Origin of the sequence: Dickeya sp. NCPPB 3274 (assembly GCF_000406205.1) — a bacterium.
Lineage (GTDB): Bacteria > Pseudomonadota > Gammaproteobacteria > Enterobacterales > Enterobacteriaceae > Dickeya > Dickeya fangzhongdai.
In genome coordinates, this window is the sequence record NZ_CM001979.1 from 4,350,596 (window position 1) to 4,363,936 (window position 13,341).

At 47.3% G+C, this 13,341-nt stretch carries 12 protein-coding genes and 2 tRNA genes; 10 read left to right on the forward strand and 4 right to left on the reverse strand.

Annotated features, from left to right (window positions below; translation table 11 throughout):
- Window positions 1–163: 163 nt before the first annotated feature.
- Window positions 164–239 (reverse strand) — tRNA-Gly (locus DXX3274_RS19365).
- A gap of 139 nt (window positions 240–378) precedes the next feature.
- On the opposite strand from DXX3274_RS19365, the gene DXX3274_RS24050 reads away from it, so the two are divergent.
- The 9 genes from DXX3274_RS24050 to DXX3274_RS19405 all read left to right on the forward strand — a co-directional run bounded on the left by DXX3274_RS24050 (window position 379) and on the right by DXX3274_RS19405 (window position 9,700).
- Window positions 379–531, forward strand: coding sequence for a hypothetical protein (locus DXX3274_RS24050; protein ID WP_193747048.1), 153 nt, complete (start codon window positions 379–381; stop codon window positions 529–531).
- A gap of 325 nt (window positions 532–856) precedes the next feature.
- Window positions 857–2,254 (forward strand): mannose-1-phosphate guanylyltransferase/mannose-6-phosphate isomerase, encoded by a 1,398-nt coding sequence (locus DXX3274_RS19370; RefSeq protein ID WP_039693176.1) that lies wholly within the window; start codon window positions 857–859, stop codon window positions 2,252–2,254.
- Between the two features lie 24 nt (window positions 2,255–2,278).
- Window positions 2,279–3,652 carry a phosphomannomutase/phosphoglucomutase gene (locus DXX3274_RS19375; RefSeq protein ID WP_042861183.1) on the forward strand — a complete coding sequence of 458 codons (1,374 nt, stop codon included), beginning with the start codon at window positions 2,279–2,281 and terminating at the stop codon, window positions 3,650–3,652.
- 35 nt (window positions 3,653–3,687) lie between these two features.
- On the forward strand, window positions 3,688–4,806 hold the full coding sequence (gene gmd / locus DXX3274_RS19380; RefSeq protein ID WP_038665385.1) for a GDP-mannose 4,6-dehydratase: 1,119 nt from the start codon (window positions 3,688–3,690) through the stop codon (window positions 4,804–4,806).
- Window positions 4,807–4,870: 64 nt separating this feature from the next.
- On the forward strand, window positions 4,871–5,644 hold the full coding sequence (locus tag DXX3274_RS19385; protein WP_042862227.1) for an ABC transporter permease: 774 nt from the start codon (window positions 4,871–4,873) through the stop codon (window positions 5,642–5,644).
- A 3-nt stretch (window positions 5,645–5,647) separates the two neighbouring features.
- Window positions 5,648–6,379, forward strand: coding sequence for an ABC transporter ATP-binding protein (locus tag DXX3274_RS19390; protein ID WP_042861185.1), 732 nt, complete (start codon window positions 5,648–5,650; stop codon window positions 6,377–6,379).
- Window positions 6,380–6,389: 10 nt separating this feature from the next.
- Window positions 6,390–7,328, forward strand: a complete 939-nt coding sequence (locus DXX3274_RS19395) for a GDP-L-fucose synthase (protein ID WP_042861186.1) — start codon at window positions 6,390–6,392, stop codon at window positions 7,326–7,328.
- Window positions 7,325–8,524 carry a hypothetical protein gene (locus tag DXX3274_RS19400; RefSeq protein ID WP_042861188.1) on the forward strand — a complete coding sequence of 400 codons (1,200 nt, stop codon included), beginning with the start codon at window positions 7,325–7,327 and terminating at the stop codon, window positions 8,522–8,524. Before DXX3274_RS19395 ends, DXX3274_RS19400 begins: the two co-directional genes overlap by 4 nt.
- Before the next feature lie 51 nt (window positions 8,525–8,575).
- Window positions 8,576–9,700 carry a glycosyltransferase gene (locus DXX3274_RS19405; RefSeq protein ID WP_042861190.1) on the forward strand — a complete coding sequence of 375 codons (1,125 nt, stop codon included), beginning with the start codon at window positions 8,576–8,578 and terminating at the stop codon, window positions 9,698–9,700.
- Window positions 9,701–9,742: 42 nt separating this feature from the next.
- On the opposite strand, the gene DXX3274_RS19410 is transcribed toward DXX3274_RS19405, so the two are convergent.
- Entirely contained in the window at window positions 9,743–10,669 is a 927-nt protein-coding gene (locus tag DXX3274_RS19410) for a D-2-hydroxyacid dehydrogenase (RefSeq protein WP_042861192.1), read from the reverse strand.
- Between the two features lie 127 nt (window positions 10,670–10,796).
- Window positions 10,797–10,872: transfer RNA gene (locus tag DXX3274_RS19415), tRNA-Gly, on the reverse strand.
- A 689-nt stretch (window positions 10,873–11,561) separates the two neighbouring features.
- On the opposite strand from DXX3274_RS19415, the gene DXX3274_RS19420 reads away from it, so the two are divergent.
- Complete coding sequence (locus DXX3274_RS19420; RefSeq protein WP_042861194.1) at window positions 11,562–12,239, forward strand: hypothetical protein; 678 nt, start codon at window positions 11,562–11,564, stop codon at window positions 12,237–12,239.
- Here DXX3274_RS19420 and DXX3274_RS19425 read toward each other — a convergent pair.
- On the reverse strand, window positions 12,223–13,218 hold the full coding sequence (locus tag DXX3274_RS19425) for an LLM class flavin-dependent oxidoreductase (protein ID WP_042861196.1): 996 nt from the start codon (window positions 13,216–13,218) through the stop codon (window positions 12,223–12,225). The genes DXX3274_RS19420 and DXX3274_RS19425 overlap by 17 nt on opposite strands.
- Between the last annotated feature and the right edge of the window lie 123 nt (window positions 13,219–13,341).

The following is a 13,341-nucleotide window of genomic DNA, read 5'->3' on the forward strand; positions in this document are numbered from 1 at the left end:
TTTATCTTTTTATTTCAATATCTTGAAATCATATCTTTTTCATGACATTTCCAGACAGACGTACGCGACCCATTTTCAGGCTGTGGATAAGTCTGTTCAGAAAAGTATGAACATATGCAGAAAAATTGTATGACAACGGAGAAGATATGAAGAAGTGTAAAACTGGAGCGGGAAACGAGACTCGAACTCGCGACCCCGACCTTGGCAAGGTCGTGCTCTACCAACTGAGCTATTCCCGCACACGCAACGCTTAAGTATTGACGCTTTTCCGCCAAACGCAAACTGACGTGATCACATTTCGCGCTACTTTTATGAAATCACAGCTAACTTATTGATTTAACTGTATTTTGAAAGCTATATCGCGAAGAGGGCAGCATTATGAACCAATCCGCCCATTCTGGCAAGGGGGGGCAAACAATTTTCTTTGCGCCGCACGGACACCCCGGTAAATGGTTTTATCCGCCAACCATCGCCGCCGCTCCGCACTCTGCCGATGACGTAAAAACTTATTCAGCCTTACTTTTGAAATAAGGAAGCTCTGTCCTATTTCAAAACATTCTACTATAAAGGGTAAACGATAAAAATTCTTATTATCGAACATGGCAAATAGGAAAATCACCACTAAAAAAAGTCTGTCATTGCTGTAAAATAGTGACTTAACCTGTAAAATCGGGACAGTAAAACATAGGTACTGAACATAGACGATGCAGGCGCATCTGCTTGATATATATAAAACCCATACAATTCAGAACTTTGGCAACTGTGAGCCAAGGGCGGTAGCTTGTCTGAATTAATATATCCCCAAGCGATTCGAAAAACCCTTTTTCGAACAGAAAACAATCAAGGTTATTACAAGATGTTACTCCCCGTAATCATGGCTGGTGGTACAGGTAGTCGCCTGTGGCCGCTTTCACGTGAACTCTATCCCAAGCAGTTCATTTGTCTCCACGGTCAGAATTCCATGCTGCAGGAAACGGTTAACCGCCTGAGTGGTATTGAAACACGAGCGCCTGTAGTTATCTGTAACGAAGAACACCGCTTCCTGGTTGCAGAGCAGTTGAGACAAATTAACCAGCTATCCAACAATATCATTCTGGAACCTGCGGGGCGTAATACCGCTCCGGCGATCGCGCTAGCCGCACTGAACGCGATCAGACAAGGGGAAGACCCTCTCCTCCTGGTGCTGGCCGCCGACCACATCATTGAAAATAAAGCCGCATTTCACTCCTCCATCAAAAAAGCCATCGCTTACGCCCAGAAAGGGAGTTTGGTCACGTTTGGTATCGTCCCTACCGGCCCCGAGACCGGCTACGGATATATTCAGCGCGGCGAAAAATTACCCGGTGACGAATTTGCGCCTCATAAGGTTTTACGGTTTGTTGAAAAACCAAGCCTTGAGATTGCTGAGGAATATTTGCAATCGGGCGAATATTACTGGAATAGCGGTATGTTCATGTTCCGCGCCAAACGTTATTTGCAGGAACTGGAAAAATTCCGCCCCGATATTTTGAAAGCGTGCCAATTATCTATTGATGGCGTTAGTCAGCAAGGGGACTTTATTAATGTCCAGACCGAGCACTTTATTACCTGCCCGGATGAGTCCATCGATTACGCTGTAATGGAAAAAACGGAAGACGCCGTTGTTGTTCCTTTGGACGCAGGATGGAGCGATGTCGGCTCCTGGTCGGCGCTATGGGAAGTTAATGAAAAAGACGACGACGGCAACTCCCTGAAAGGCGATACCTTCCTGCATAACACCAAGAACTGTTATATCAATACCGATGACCAACTGGTTGCCGCAATCGGCGTTGATAACCTGGTAATTGTAAATACCAAGGATGCCGTGCTGGTCGTCCAGAAAGACCAGGTTCAGGATGTAAAACGGGTGGTTGAATTCCTGAAAGAAAAATGCCGCCGCGAATACCGCCGTCACCGGGAAACTTACTGGCCCTGGGGACGCTGCGACCTGATTGTACGCACCGACAGATTTAACGTTAACCGCATTACCGTAAAACCCGGCGAATCATTCCCACTGCAGATGCATTATCACCGCACCGAGCATTGGGTCATTCTGTCTGGGACAGCCAAGGTTACCATTCAGGACAAAACCCAGTTATTAACTGAAAATCAATCCACTTTTATCCCAATCGGCGCTATGCATAAGCTTGAGAATCCTGGGAAGATCCCGCTGGAAATGCTGGAAATCCAGTCTGGATCCTATTTGGGTGATGATGATTTTATTGAAATAAACTGATAATCAAAATTTCAGAAGGGATATATGTCAGCATTAACGTGTTTCAAAGCCTACGATATTCGCGGTGAATTAGGCAAAGAGTTGAATGAGGATATCGCTTATCGCATCGGCCGTGCCTACGGGCAATTCCTTTCACCCAAAACGGTTGTCGTAGGCGGCGATGTTCGTCTCACCAGCGAATCCCTGAAAATGGCGCTGGCAAACGGGTTGATGGACTCTGGCACCGATGTGCTGGATATCGGGTTAAGCGGCACGGAAGAAGTGTATTTCACCACTTTCCACCTGAACCTTGACGGCGGCATTGAGGTCACAGCCAGCCATAACCCGATGAATTACAACGGCATGAAGTTAGTCCGGGATAATGCAAAACCGATCAGCGGCGACACTGGGTTACGCGATATTCAGCGGCTTGCGGAAGAAAACACGTTCCCTGCGGCTGATCCGCAAAAGCGTGGTTCTTATAAGAAGATCAACATACTGAATGCGTATGTCGATCATCTAATGAGCTATATCGACCTCAACAATTTCACGCAACCGCTCAAGCTGGTCATCAACTCTGGCAACGGCGCTGCAGGCCACGTTATCGATGAGATCGAGAAACGGTTCAAACAAGCCAACGCTCCGGTTGAATTTATCAAGGTACACCATCAGGCGGATGGTAATTTCCCTAATGGTATCCCGAACCCTCTTCTGCCTGAATGCCGCAAAGATACGTCTGATGCCATGCTCAAGCATAATGCGGATATGGGTGTCGCGTTCGACGGAGATTTTGATCGCTGCTTCCTTTATGATAATCATGCCGAGTTTATCGAGGGTTACTACATTGTCGGTTTGCTCGCCGAAGCCTTTCTGCAGAAAGAATCTGGCGCAAAAATCATCCATGACCCACGCCTGACCTGGAATACGATTGATATCGTTAAGAAAGCCGGCGGTGTTCCCGTCATGTCAAAAACCGGCCATGCGTTCATCAAAGAACGGATGCGCAGCGAAAACGCCATTTATGGCGGCGAAATGAGCGCACACCACTACTTCAGGGATTTCGCCTACTGCGATAGCGGCATGATCCCCTGGTTGTTGGTTGCAGAGTTACTGTGTATTAAAAAAACCACGCTTTCAGACACCCTGAATGAAAGAGTGAATTTATTCCCGTGCAGCGGAGAAATAAATTATCGCGTTGAGAATTCAAAAGAAGTCCTGGCCCGGATTGAAGAAGTCTATGTGGGTAATGCCAAGCGCGCAGAATATGTTGATGGAGTGAGTATTGAATACGAGGATTTTAGGTTCAATGTCCGAGTTTCCAACACCGAACCGCTTCTGAGACTGAATGTAGAAACCAACAACAGCAGCGAGTTACTGCGTGCCGAAGTTGAGAAGCTAGATAAAATTATTAAATCTTAATATCAAGACAGTAAAATAATATTGGAGAATTATAGATGAAGAAAGTTGCTTTGATTTCCGGTGTAACAGGGCAGGATGGTTCTTATCTTGCTGAGTTCCTTTTGGAAAAAGGTTACGAAGTTCACGGTATTAAGCGCCGTTCATCACTCTTTAATACACAGCGTGTTGACCATTTGTATCAGGATCCTCATGAAGAGAACGTAAAATTCAACCTTCATTATGGCGATCTGACTGATACTTCCAACCTGACTCGTATTATTGCTGAAGTTCAGCCTGACGAAATTTACAACCTGGGCGCCCAGTCACACGTTGCAGTCAGCTTCGAATCCCCGGAATACACTGCGGATGTTGATGCTATCGGTACACTTCGCCTGCTGGAATCCATCCGTTTCCTGGGCCTGGCCGAAAAGACCCGTTTCTATCAGGCATCCACCTCCGAACTGTATGGTCTGGTGCAGGAAATCCCGCAGAAAGAAACCACGCCGTTCTACCCGAGAAGCCCGTACGCCGTAGCTAAAATGTACGCTTACTGGATTACAGTAAACTACAGAGAATCCTATGGCATGTACGCCTGTAACGGTATCCTCTTCAACCATGAATCTCCGCGTCGCGGCGAAACGTTTGTGACTCGTAAAATCACACGCGGCCTGTCCAACATTGCACAGGGCCTGGAAAAATGCATTTACATGGGCAACCTCGATTCTCTGCGCGACTGGGGTCATGCTCGTGACTACGTCAGAATGCAGTGGATGATGCTGCAGCAGGAAAAACCGGAAGACTTCGTCATCGCGACCGGCGTTCAGTATAGCGTACGTGACTTCATCAGAATGTCTGCGGCTAAACTGGGCATCGAACTGGAATTCACCGGTACTGGCGTCAACGAAAAAGCAGTAGTATCCAAAATCACCGGCAATAATGCGCCGGCACTGAAAGTAGGCGATGTGATCGTGGCTGTCGACCCGCGTTACTTCCGCCCTGCTGAAGTAGATACGCTGCTGGGTGATCCGAGCAAAGCCAAAAACAAACTGGGCTGGGTACCGGAAACAACACTGGAAGAAATGATCGATGAAATGGTCGCTTATGACCTGGAAAAAGCCAAGCAATTCGCTTTGCTGAAATCCAACGGTTACGATGTAAGCGTAAGCGTAGAATAATTCGATACAACAAATTAAAAGAGCTGTATTAATCAGCTCTTTTATTAATTTGGGCATTTTCTACATGTTAAATGACTTAAAATCAGCGTTAAAGAACCCGGAGTCGTGGGTAGTTTTATCCTGGTATGATATTAAGCAGAGATATAAACGCTCAACGCTAGGCCCTTTTTGGGTAACGATCAGTACTGCTATTCTGGTAGGGATGTTGAGCTTATTGTGGTCAACTCTCTTTAAGTTGGATGTAAAAGATTACCTTCCCTTTTTCTGTATAGGTCAGGTATTCTGGACATATATTTCTACCCAACTGACGGAAGCCAGCAACGGTTTTATTCAGTTTGATTATATAATTCGCCAGTCGAAAATATCTTTCACATCAATAATGTTAAGAATATTAAGTAGAAACATTATTGTTTTCCTTCATAACTTCATCATTATTATTTTTGTTATTACTTTTGTCGGTCCGGGATGGACGGTTACCGCCCTGTTATCTATTATAGGGTTTGTATTGCTATCAGTAGCATTAGTCTCAAGCTCTCTGATCTTAGGTGTCATATGTACCCGATTCAGAGATATGCAGATGATTATTCAAAACATTTTGCTAGTCAGTTTCTACTTTACTCCAATTATGTGGAAAACAGATCAACTGAATGAGCAATGGCTTTATTGGGTACAATTCAATCCATTAGTTCATTTCTTTAACATCATCCGTGAGCCCATGCTTGGTCATCTGCCAGACCAGAACTCATTAATTATTGCAACTGCAATAACCATTGTTCTGTTTATACTGTCAATGATAACTCTCAATAAGACTAAAACCAAGATTGCGTACTGGCTTTAATATATGAAGAAAATAATTGAGGCGGTAAACGTTAGCGTTGAGTTTCCGATATATTCATCATCCCAGCGAAGCCTGAAAAAAATGCTTTTCAAGCGCACCGTCGGGGGTGGATTCAACGATAGCACAAGTTATGTCACGGTTAAGGCCCTGAATAATGTCTCCTTTGATGTACATGAAGGCGAGCGGGTCGCGCTGATAGGGCATAACGGCGCAGGGAAAACTACGCTGTTACGTGTTCTGGCCGGTGTCTATCACCCTTCTTCCGGCGCTATCAATATTGCAGGGGAGGTTGTCTCCCTCATCGATATGGCAATGGGAATGGACAGTGAAGCGACGGGATACCAGAATATTTATATACGAGGGATCCTGCTTGGTTTGAGAAGAAAAGAAATCGCCAAGCATATCGATTACATTATCGAATTCAGTGAACTCGGTGATTATATCAATCTCCCCGTCAGAACCTATTCCAGCGGTATGCTGTTACGACTTGCTTTCTCTATCATCTCGATCCTGAAGCCCAGTGTTCTGTTGATGGATGAATGGCTGACCGTTGGCGATACCTATTTCAGAGAAAAAATGGGGAAAAAACTGGAAGAGATGATCAACAATACATCTGTTCTGGTACTGGCCTCTCACTCTAAAGATATTATCAAGAAATACTGTAATAGGTTCCTCTTACTACAGAATGGAACTATTACAGAATTGGCACTCTCTGATATAGATAATTATCTATAATGGTGAATAAATGGAAAGGAAGAGCAAGATTTTAATCACTGGCGCAGGCGGTGTCTTAGGATATGGCTTGATCGATGCGCTGGCGAAAAATGGTTATGACAATGTACTCACACCAAATAGAAATGAGATGAACTGCCTGAGTCAGGAAAGTGTTGATGATTACTTCAATCAGCACCAACCTGATTATGTTTTCCATCTGGCATCGCTTGTATTCGGTTTGAAAGGAAATCTGGATAACCAGCTAAAATCGATATCCAACAATACCATTATCAACCAGAACGTTATTCTGGCTTGCCATAAGTTTAACGTAAAGAAAATCTTCTTTGCTGGTACCGTCGCCTCTTATCCTTTCCCGTATGTTCAGCTACCATTGGATGAAGACGACTTGATGTTGGGCGAGCCTCATGGAGGCGAGTATGGGTATGCCATGTCAAAACGGCATGCTCTGGCCTATCTCAAAATATTGAACCAGTATCATAATGTTGATTATTGTTATGCCCTGTTCACCAACCTGTTTGGCGCAAACGATAAGTTTGATCCAATCAATGGACATGTCATTCCTTCATTGATCGATAAAACATACAACAGCTTGCAACGCGGTGATAATCAACTGACAGTGTGGGGTAGACCGGAAACGACACGAGATTTCTTATATAATAAGCAAGCTGGTCTGGCAGCGCTACACGTCATGAATAACCTGAGCGGTGTGGTCAATATTGCCAGCGGCGTAGAAACGTCAATGGGAGATATCGTTAACGCGATTGCCCGTTATTATGATAACAAGATAACGGCAGTGTGGGACGCGGACGCTCCGATCGGAATTCCGAAAAGAAGTGTATCAATAAAACGCTTGAATGATTCAGGCTTTCAGCCAGAGTTTGATTTAAACCTGCAAATCTCAGATACAATTTCTTGGTATGAGAACAATGTTTCCAGGATAAGAAAATGAAAAAAATAGCTATAATTTCCAGCTTCTCCGAAAGCTGTGGCAACGCTTATTTTACAAAAATTTTAATGGACTCCATGACAGATGCTGGTGTTCAAGTTGAGTGTCTCAGTTTAAACTTGTTGTTAACTCAATCTGTTAACCCTGAGGTCAGAAAGAAAGCCGACAAACATATCGACGATCTGTGTGAAAAACTCAAACAGTTTGACGGTGTGAATATTCAGTTTGAAGCCGGACTTTATGGCACCATCCCGTCCGATATCATCAAGCGCACATTAAAGCTGGTTTCCGCCAACCCGCACACCAGTGTGACGCTGCATAGCCCAAGACTGGTTAGCGATAGCGCGTCACAGCGTGAAGCCATTAAACAGGCTCTCAAGCTGCGTATCAAAACAGCTATCAGGATGTATTTCGCCGAACTCAGACGTAATGTATCGACCCGACTGAACGCGACCATTATCAAGAACTTGATCAAGAGAAGAATCAATATCATCGCTCATACTTTAAGAGCGAAGGAACAGATTGAATTATTCTTTAATTACGACAACGTTCATGTACATCCGTTGAAAATCGTGGATGAATCACATGAAACATCGCCGGACCTCCTGAAGGCGATTAGAGTAAAATATAAATTCCGTGAGAATGATAAAATCATCGGTATGTTTGGCTTTGTGAATGAATACAAAGGCCACTCAATGGCGATCAAGACGTTATCCTGCATGCCGAAAGGTTATAAATTAATGATCTTTGGCAGACAGCACCCTCAGACGATCAAGAATAACGAACTGGTTAACCATTACATTTCATCACTTCAGCATCAAATTCATTGTGATAAAGTCGCGGACCGCGTCTTCTTCATGGGTGAATACGATAACGAAGATTTTATCAACCTTGCAGGATCGGTTGACTACGTTTGGCTGCCATACGTAGAAAACGGTCAGGATGGTTCCGGTATCGCCTCCATTTGTATGGACGTATCCAAACAAGTGCTGTGCTCTTCGTCATTTGCATTTGATGAATTGTTCCGTCTGATTCCAGATTACAGTAACTATTCTCGATTCGATATCGGTAACTATTTGGAACTGGCGACTAAAACAACACGCTTTATTCCTGCCAAACCCAAACAAGCATCATCCGGAGAGAAAAAATATACTCTGCGGTCTCAGGCTGAGCTTTATATCAAACTGTCAACAGAATAAAGCGAAAGAGCCGTCTCTTTATGAGGCGGCTCGTTATCTTCTGGGAAAAACATGATTAACGTTCTGCATTTTTATAAAACTTACTACCCCTATACTTATGGTGGAATTGAGCAGGTTATATTTCAGCTTTGTGAGGGTGCGGCCCATCATGGCGTTAACTCAACGGTTGAATATATTGCTCCCAAAGACAGCGATATAGAAAAGTTTCACCACCATAACGTTACCTGCGACCATAAATTTTTCGAAATATCTTCTACCCCGTTTTCCTTATCATCGATAAGAAAATTCAAAAAGCTGGCCGAATCCGCAGATATCATTCACTACCACTTTCCTTATCCTTTTGCTGATATGCTGCATTTTATCTGCAAAATTAAAAAGCCGACGGTCGTCAGCTATCACTCTGATATCCTGAAACAAAAATATCTGCTGAAATTGTATAAACCGCTGATGTACAATTTTTTGGAGTCGGTGACATCAATTGTGGCAACGTCGCCAAACTATCTGGCTACAAGTGAGACGCTGCAAAAATTCAGCCATAAAACCTCGGTGATTCCTATTGGGCTGGATACCCGCTCTCACCAGGTTATTGATAATGACAATAAGCTGAAATGGCAAAAAACCCTGCCCGAGCGCTTTCTGCTTTTTATCGGAAATCTAAGGTATTACAAAGGGCTGGGCACGCTATTAGCTGCCATAGAGAATAATCCGGAAATAAATATTGTTATTATTGGATCCGGGCCTCAGGAAAAACAGCTAAAAGAACAGGTCGCAAGAAAAAACATTGAAAATGTCTATTTTCTTGGTGCACTGCCTGACAACGATAAAACCACATTACTTGAGCTTTGCTCCGGCATTGTTTTTCCATCTCAATTAAGAACAGAGGCATTTGGGATCACCCTGCTGGAAGGGGCAATGCATGGTAAACCGCTGATCTCCTGTGAAATTGGCACCGGCACATCTTTTATTAACATTGATGGTCAGACCGGGCTTGTCGTGCCGCCATCGGATCCGGCAAAACTGCGTGAAGCGATGGAATATTTGTGGATGAATCCGGAAAAAGCGCAGGAAATGGGCCAAAACGCCCAAAAACGATTCCATGAGCTATTCACGGCTGAAAAAATGGTGAATGACTACGTCAATCTTTACAAAAAGCTTCTGCATAGAGAGCACGTATAGTCATCCCCTCTTCCGGCGGCAAGGATGCCTGATTTCCCGCTATCAGTAACTTCTATAGAAATCCACCTCTCCAGCTAACGCCTGCCCTTGTCTAAAGCGCGGCAGGTTGTCCAGGAACAGTTTCCCCAGCCGAGCAGGTACCAGCGGCCCGGCGACATGCGCCGTGATGGTGAGGTTCAGTGTCCGCCAGAACGGATGATCGCCCGGCAGAGGCTCCTGCCGAAACACATCCAGCACCGCCCCGGCAATCTGCCCCTCGTGCAAGGCTGCGCACAAATCCGTATCCACCACCGCGGTGCCACGGCCAACGTTGATAAACAACGCCGAAGGCTTCATCGCTGCAAACACGCCGGCGTGATAGATATCCGTTGTGGCTGGCGTATCCGGCAAAATGTTGATGACGTAATCCGCAGACGCTACCGCCTGCTCAAGCGATGACAACCCTTCTACCCGTACAAACATCGGCATCTCACGCGGTGAATAAGCAACCCCGAACAGCTCCACGCCAAAAGGCTGCAAAAAAGCCGCCACCTCCCGGCCAATATCCCCCGCGCCGACAATCAGCACCCGACGCCCGAACAGCGACCCCGGCAATATCTTTTTCCACTCGCCGCTTTGCTGACTCCGCAACCGTTGTGATAAATGAAGCTCATGCTGCAACAAGTAGGCCAGCACGTATTCAGCAATAGGCTGCCCAAACACCCCGACAGCCCGGCTCAGCCGATAATCACGCGGCAACCCCGCTGCCAGTAAAGGTTTATAGCCGGCCCAGGTCGATTGTAACCAACGAGGTTTCGCCCCCTGAGCCAGTAGTGGAGCAGCCTTATCCGGCTCGCCCACCCAGATATCACAGGCAGCAGCCTGAGCAACCTCACCGGAGCCGATCAGCAACGGTAAGTCCGGCGCCGCTTCACGCAGCACGTCTCGTAGCTCATCCGCACGGGAGTCCAACAGCAGAATGGATGTCATGTTCGTCGTCTATGGAAAACACATGCGACGATAATATATGAAATCGAGATAGCGCCAAATAGCAGTGGCTTATGACTGAGACTGTTTGGGAAACGATAAGAAAACAAGAAAAAACAGAGAGAAAACTTGGAGCGGGAAACGAGACTCGAACTCGCGACCCCGACCTTGGCAAGGTCGTGCTCTACCAACTGAGCTATTCCCGCGTAGGATGGTTATTCAAAGCGCCTTGAAGCATCTAATTCTTTGTAACCAATTGATTAAAAAGGCTTTAACACTTTAAGGCGTTTGGAATGGCGCTGATTATGGACTGGTTCGCCCACTATGGCAAGTGCTTTTTCGTGCCTTTAGTTTCGTTTGTTTATAATATCGACAATCCGTTACTGTACATCCCCCGGCTGGCGATACAGCGCGGCAATGCCGCCCCGCGCCTTTTCCCGCCATCGACGTCGTTCAGGATACACCGAAGCAGCCGAGGCCACGCCAGCGCCTTCCCTGTTTCCATTTGTCGGACAAGATGGCTATTTAGCGCCACGACTCTCCCGTATTTAGTTTTTGCTCCAATCATTATCATCTATCGCGCAACGTCATAATATCGCCGTGGAATAATTGTCATTTTAGAACGCTCGTCATCACGCGCGTTTATCGGTAATATCCGGCGAGTGAAATAAATAAGATGCGGTAGATATAAAATCTGATTGAGCACGCGCGGGCATTCTGGCAAATTAAATCGACATCCAATGGCGCATCAATCACTGTTGATGTCATGAATTAAAAATAAAGCCGTTAATTTCACATAGCGTTATTACTCGACAACACCACAACCACTATTTCATTCTTCTTTATGCAGGCTTTTGAGAAGCAGGTTGCTGGCTCATTTCTGGAGAGTACGCGTATGCCAGATATCAATATATTTTTTTCTTCCCTGCTCGAACGGCAATTACATGATGCCGCCGGGCGCGCCAGTGCCCGGGCGGCAGCGTTGAGCCGTCAGGAATTGCATCAAAAAGCCCGTGCGCTGCTCGACCAGCTCACCGGTATAGACAACGACGATAGCTATCAGGATGACCGCTCCGGGCAACCCGCTGACGATGCCCCTGAACGGCTGGCGCGCGCCCGGCAGGCCTCCGCTTTTGTCAACGACCACGGCGCAAACCCGTTCAACTGCCTGACTTACCAGCAACTATCGCTGATTGTCTACGATGAAAGCGGCGTGTTTACCCTGAATGAACGCCGGGCCGCCTGGAGCGAAGCCTACGCCCAGGATCAAGCCTGGCGACAGCACATCGTTACGCAGGCTCGCCTAAACTACCGACATCCTCAGTGGCAAATACGCTTTTTTACCGAGGTCCTGAAAAATTATCGGGCGCTGTCGGCGATTGAAAAAGCGCAATACCCGCGTTACTACGAACGGGAATTGCAATGCCACCTGCTGCCTCACCGCGACGGGGCTCACCCCTTCGACTTTTCCGGTCTGGCCGATTACCCAAGCCTACTGGAAATGCTGCTTGCCATCCGGCAGGACAGCCCCAGACGGGAAATGTCGCCGTCTACCGTCAATCCTGCGCCCTAAGCCCGGCGGCCAGCCCTCTGATCGACGTCAGCCGCGCGGCCGGGTCGTTAACCGGGGTATGAATGATGAACTCGCCGACGCCAAAGCGCTGGTGATAGTGCTGCAACTGGCGGTGGACCTCCGCCGCCGTGCCATACAGGATATTCTGCGCCTGCTTCTCGATACGAAACTGCGTGCTGCCGGACTGCCGCACCAACGTGTCCGCCTGTTCCTGCGACAGCACGTTCAGCGGCGCCCGGTCCCCGATATATACCTTGTAGTTATACCGCTCGCCCGCCAGCGCTTTCGCCTCGTCATGGCTGTCCGCCACGATCACCGATAGCGATAACAGCGCCTGTGCCTGCTCAGGCTGATACTCGCGCCAGGTCAACAATGCTTCCGTCAACAGGGTTTCACTGGGCTGGATAAACCCGGCGAACACAAAATTCCAGCCCAGCGACGCCGCCAGACGCGCGCTTTCCGCACTGGCGCCCAGCAGAAAACGCGCCGGCGCCGCCGGTGGCGACGGCGTAGCGCGCAGGTCGGCATCCGGTGCCGCTCCCGGCTCCAGCAGCTCATGCAATTGCCGCAGTTTATCGGCAAACGACACCTGGCGCGCCGGGTCAACCTCCTGTTGCAGCGCACGGGTCGACAGGGGAAAACCGCCCGGCGCCTTGCCGACGCCCAGATCGACCCGATCCGGCGCCAGCGACGACAGTACATGGAAATTCTCCGCTACCTTATAAGGGCTGTAGTGTTGCAACATCACCCCGCCGGAGCCAATCCGGATATGACGGGTATGGGCCAGCAGCCAGGCAATCAACACTTCCGGCGACGATCCCGCCAGTGCATCGGAGTTGTGGTGTTCAGACACCCAGAAACGGGAATACCCCGACGCTTCGGCGAGGCCAGCCAGCTCGACGGTCCGGGCCAGCGCATCGGCGGCGGTCATCCCCTCCGCAATCGGGCTTTGATCCAATAAGCCAAGACGATAACTCATATATTTCCCTTCTGTGATCCAGCCTAAATTTCCCGCATGTTTTCATAGCCTGGAAAAATCCATAAATAACAAAACAGGGTTTGGTTAGTACAAATCCGCACTATAAATAAAATGAGAATCACA

Excerpts from the sequence above, each read along its gene's own strand:
- DXX3274_RS19420 (WP_042861194.1), top strand. The coding sequence starts at position 11,562 with ATGCCAGATATCAATATATTTTTTTCTTCCCTGCTCGAACGGCAATTA.
- DXX3274_RS19400 (WP_042861188.1), top strand. The coding sequence starts at position 7,325 with ATGAAAAAAATAGCTATAATTTCCAGCTTCTCCGAAAGCTGTGGCAAC.
- DXX3274_RS19375 (WP_042861183.1), top strand. The coding sequence starts at position 2,279 with ATGTCAGCATTAACGTGTTTCAAAGCCTACGATATTCGCGGTGAATTA.
- gmd (WP_038665385.1), top strand. The coding sequence starts at position 3,688 with ATGAAGAAAGTTGCTTTGATTTCCGGTGTAACAGGGCAGGATGGTTCT.
- DXX3274_RS19370 (WP_039693176.1), top strand. The coding sequence starts at position 857 with ATGTTACTCCCCGTAATCATGGCTGGTGGTACAGGTAGTCGCCTGTGG.
- DXX3274_RS19405 (WP_042861190.1), top strand. The coding sequence starts at position 8,576 with ATGATTAACGTTCTGCATTTTTATAAAACTTACTACCCCTATACTTAT.
- DXX3274_RS19395 (WP_042861186.1), top strand. The coding sequence starts at position 6,390 with ATGGAAAGGAAGAGCAAGATTTTAATCACTGGCGCAGGCGGTGTCTTA.
- DXX3274_RS24050 (WP_193747048.1), top strand. The coding sequence starts at position 379 with ATGAACCAATCCGCCCATTCTGGCAAGGGGGGGCAAACAATTTTCTTT.
- DXX3274_RS19390 (WP_042861185.1), top strand. The coding sequence starts at position 5,648 with ATGAAGAAAATAATTGAGGCGGTAAACGTTAGCGTTGAGTTTCCGATA.
- DXX3274_RS19425 (WP_042861196.1), bottom strand. The coding sequence starts at position 13,218 with ATGAGTTATCGTCTTGGCTTATTGGATCAAAGCCCGATTGCGGAGGGG.
- DXX3274_RS19385 (WP_042862227.1), top strand. The coding sequence starts at position 4,871 with ATGTTAAATGACTTAAAATCAGCGTTAAAGAACCCGGAGTCGTGGGTA.
- DXX3274_RS19410 (WP_042861192.1), bottom strand. The coding sequence starts at position 10,669 with ATGACATCCATTCTGCTGTTGGACTCCCGTGCGGATGAGCTACGAGAC.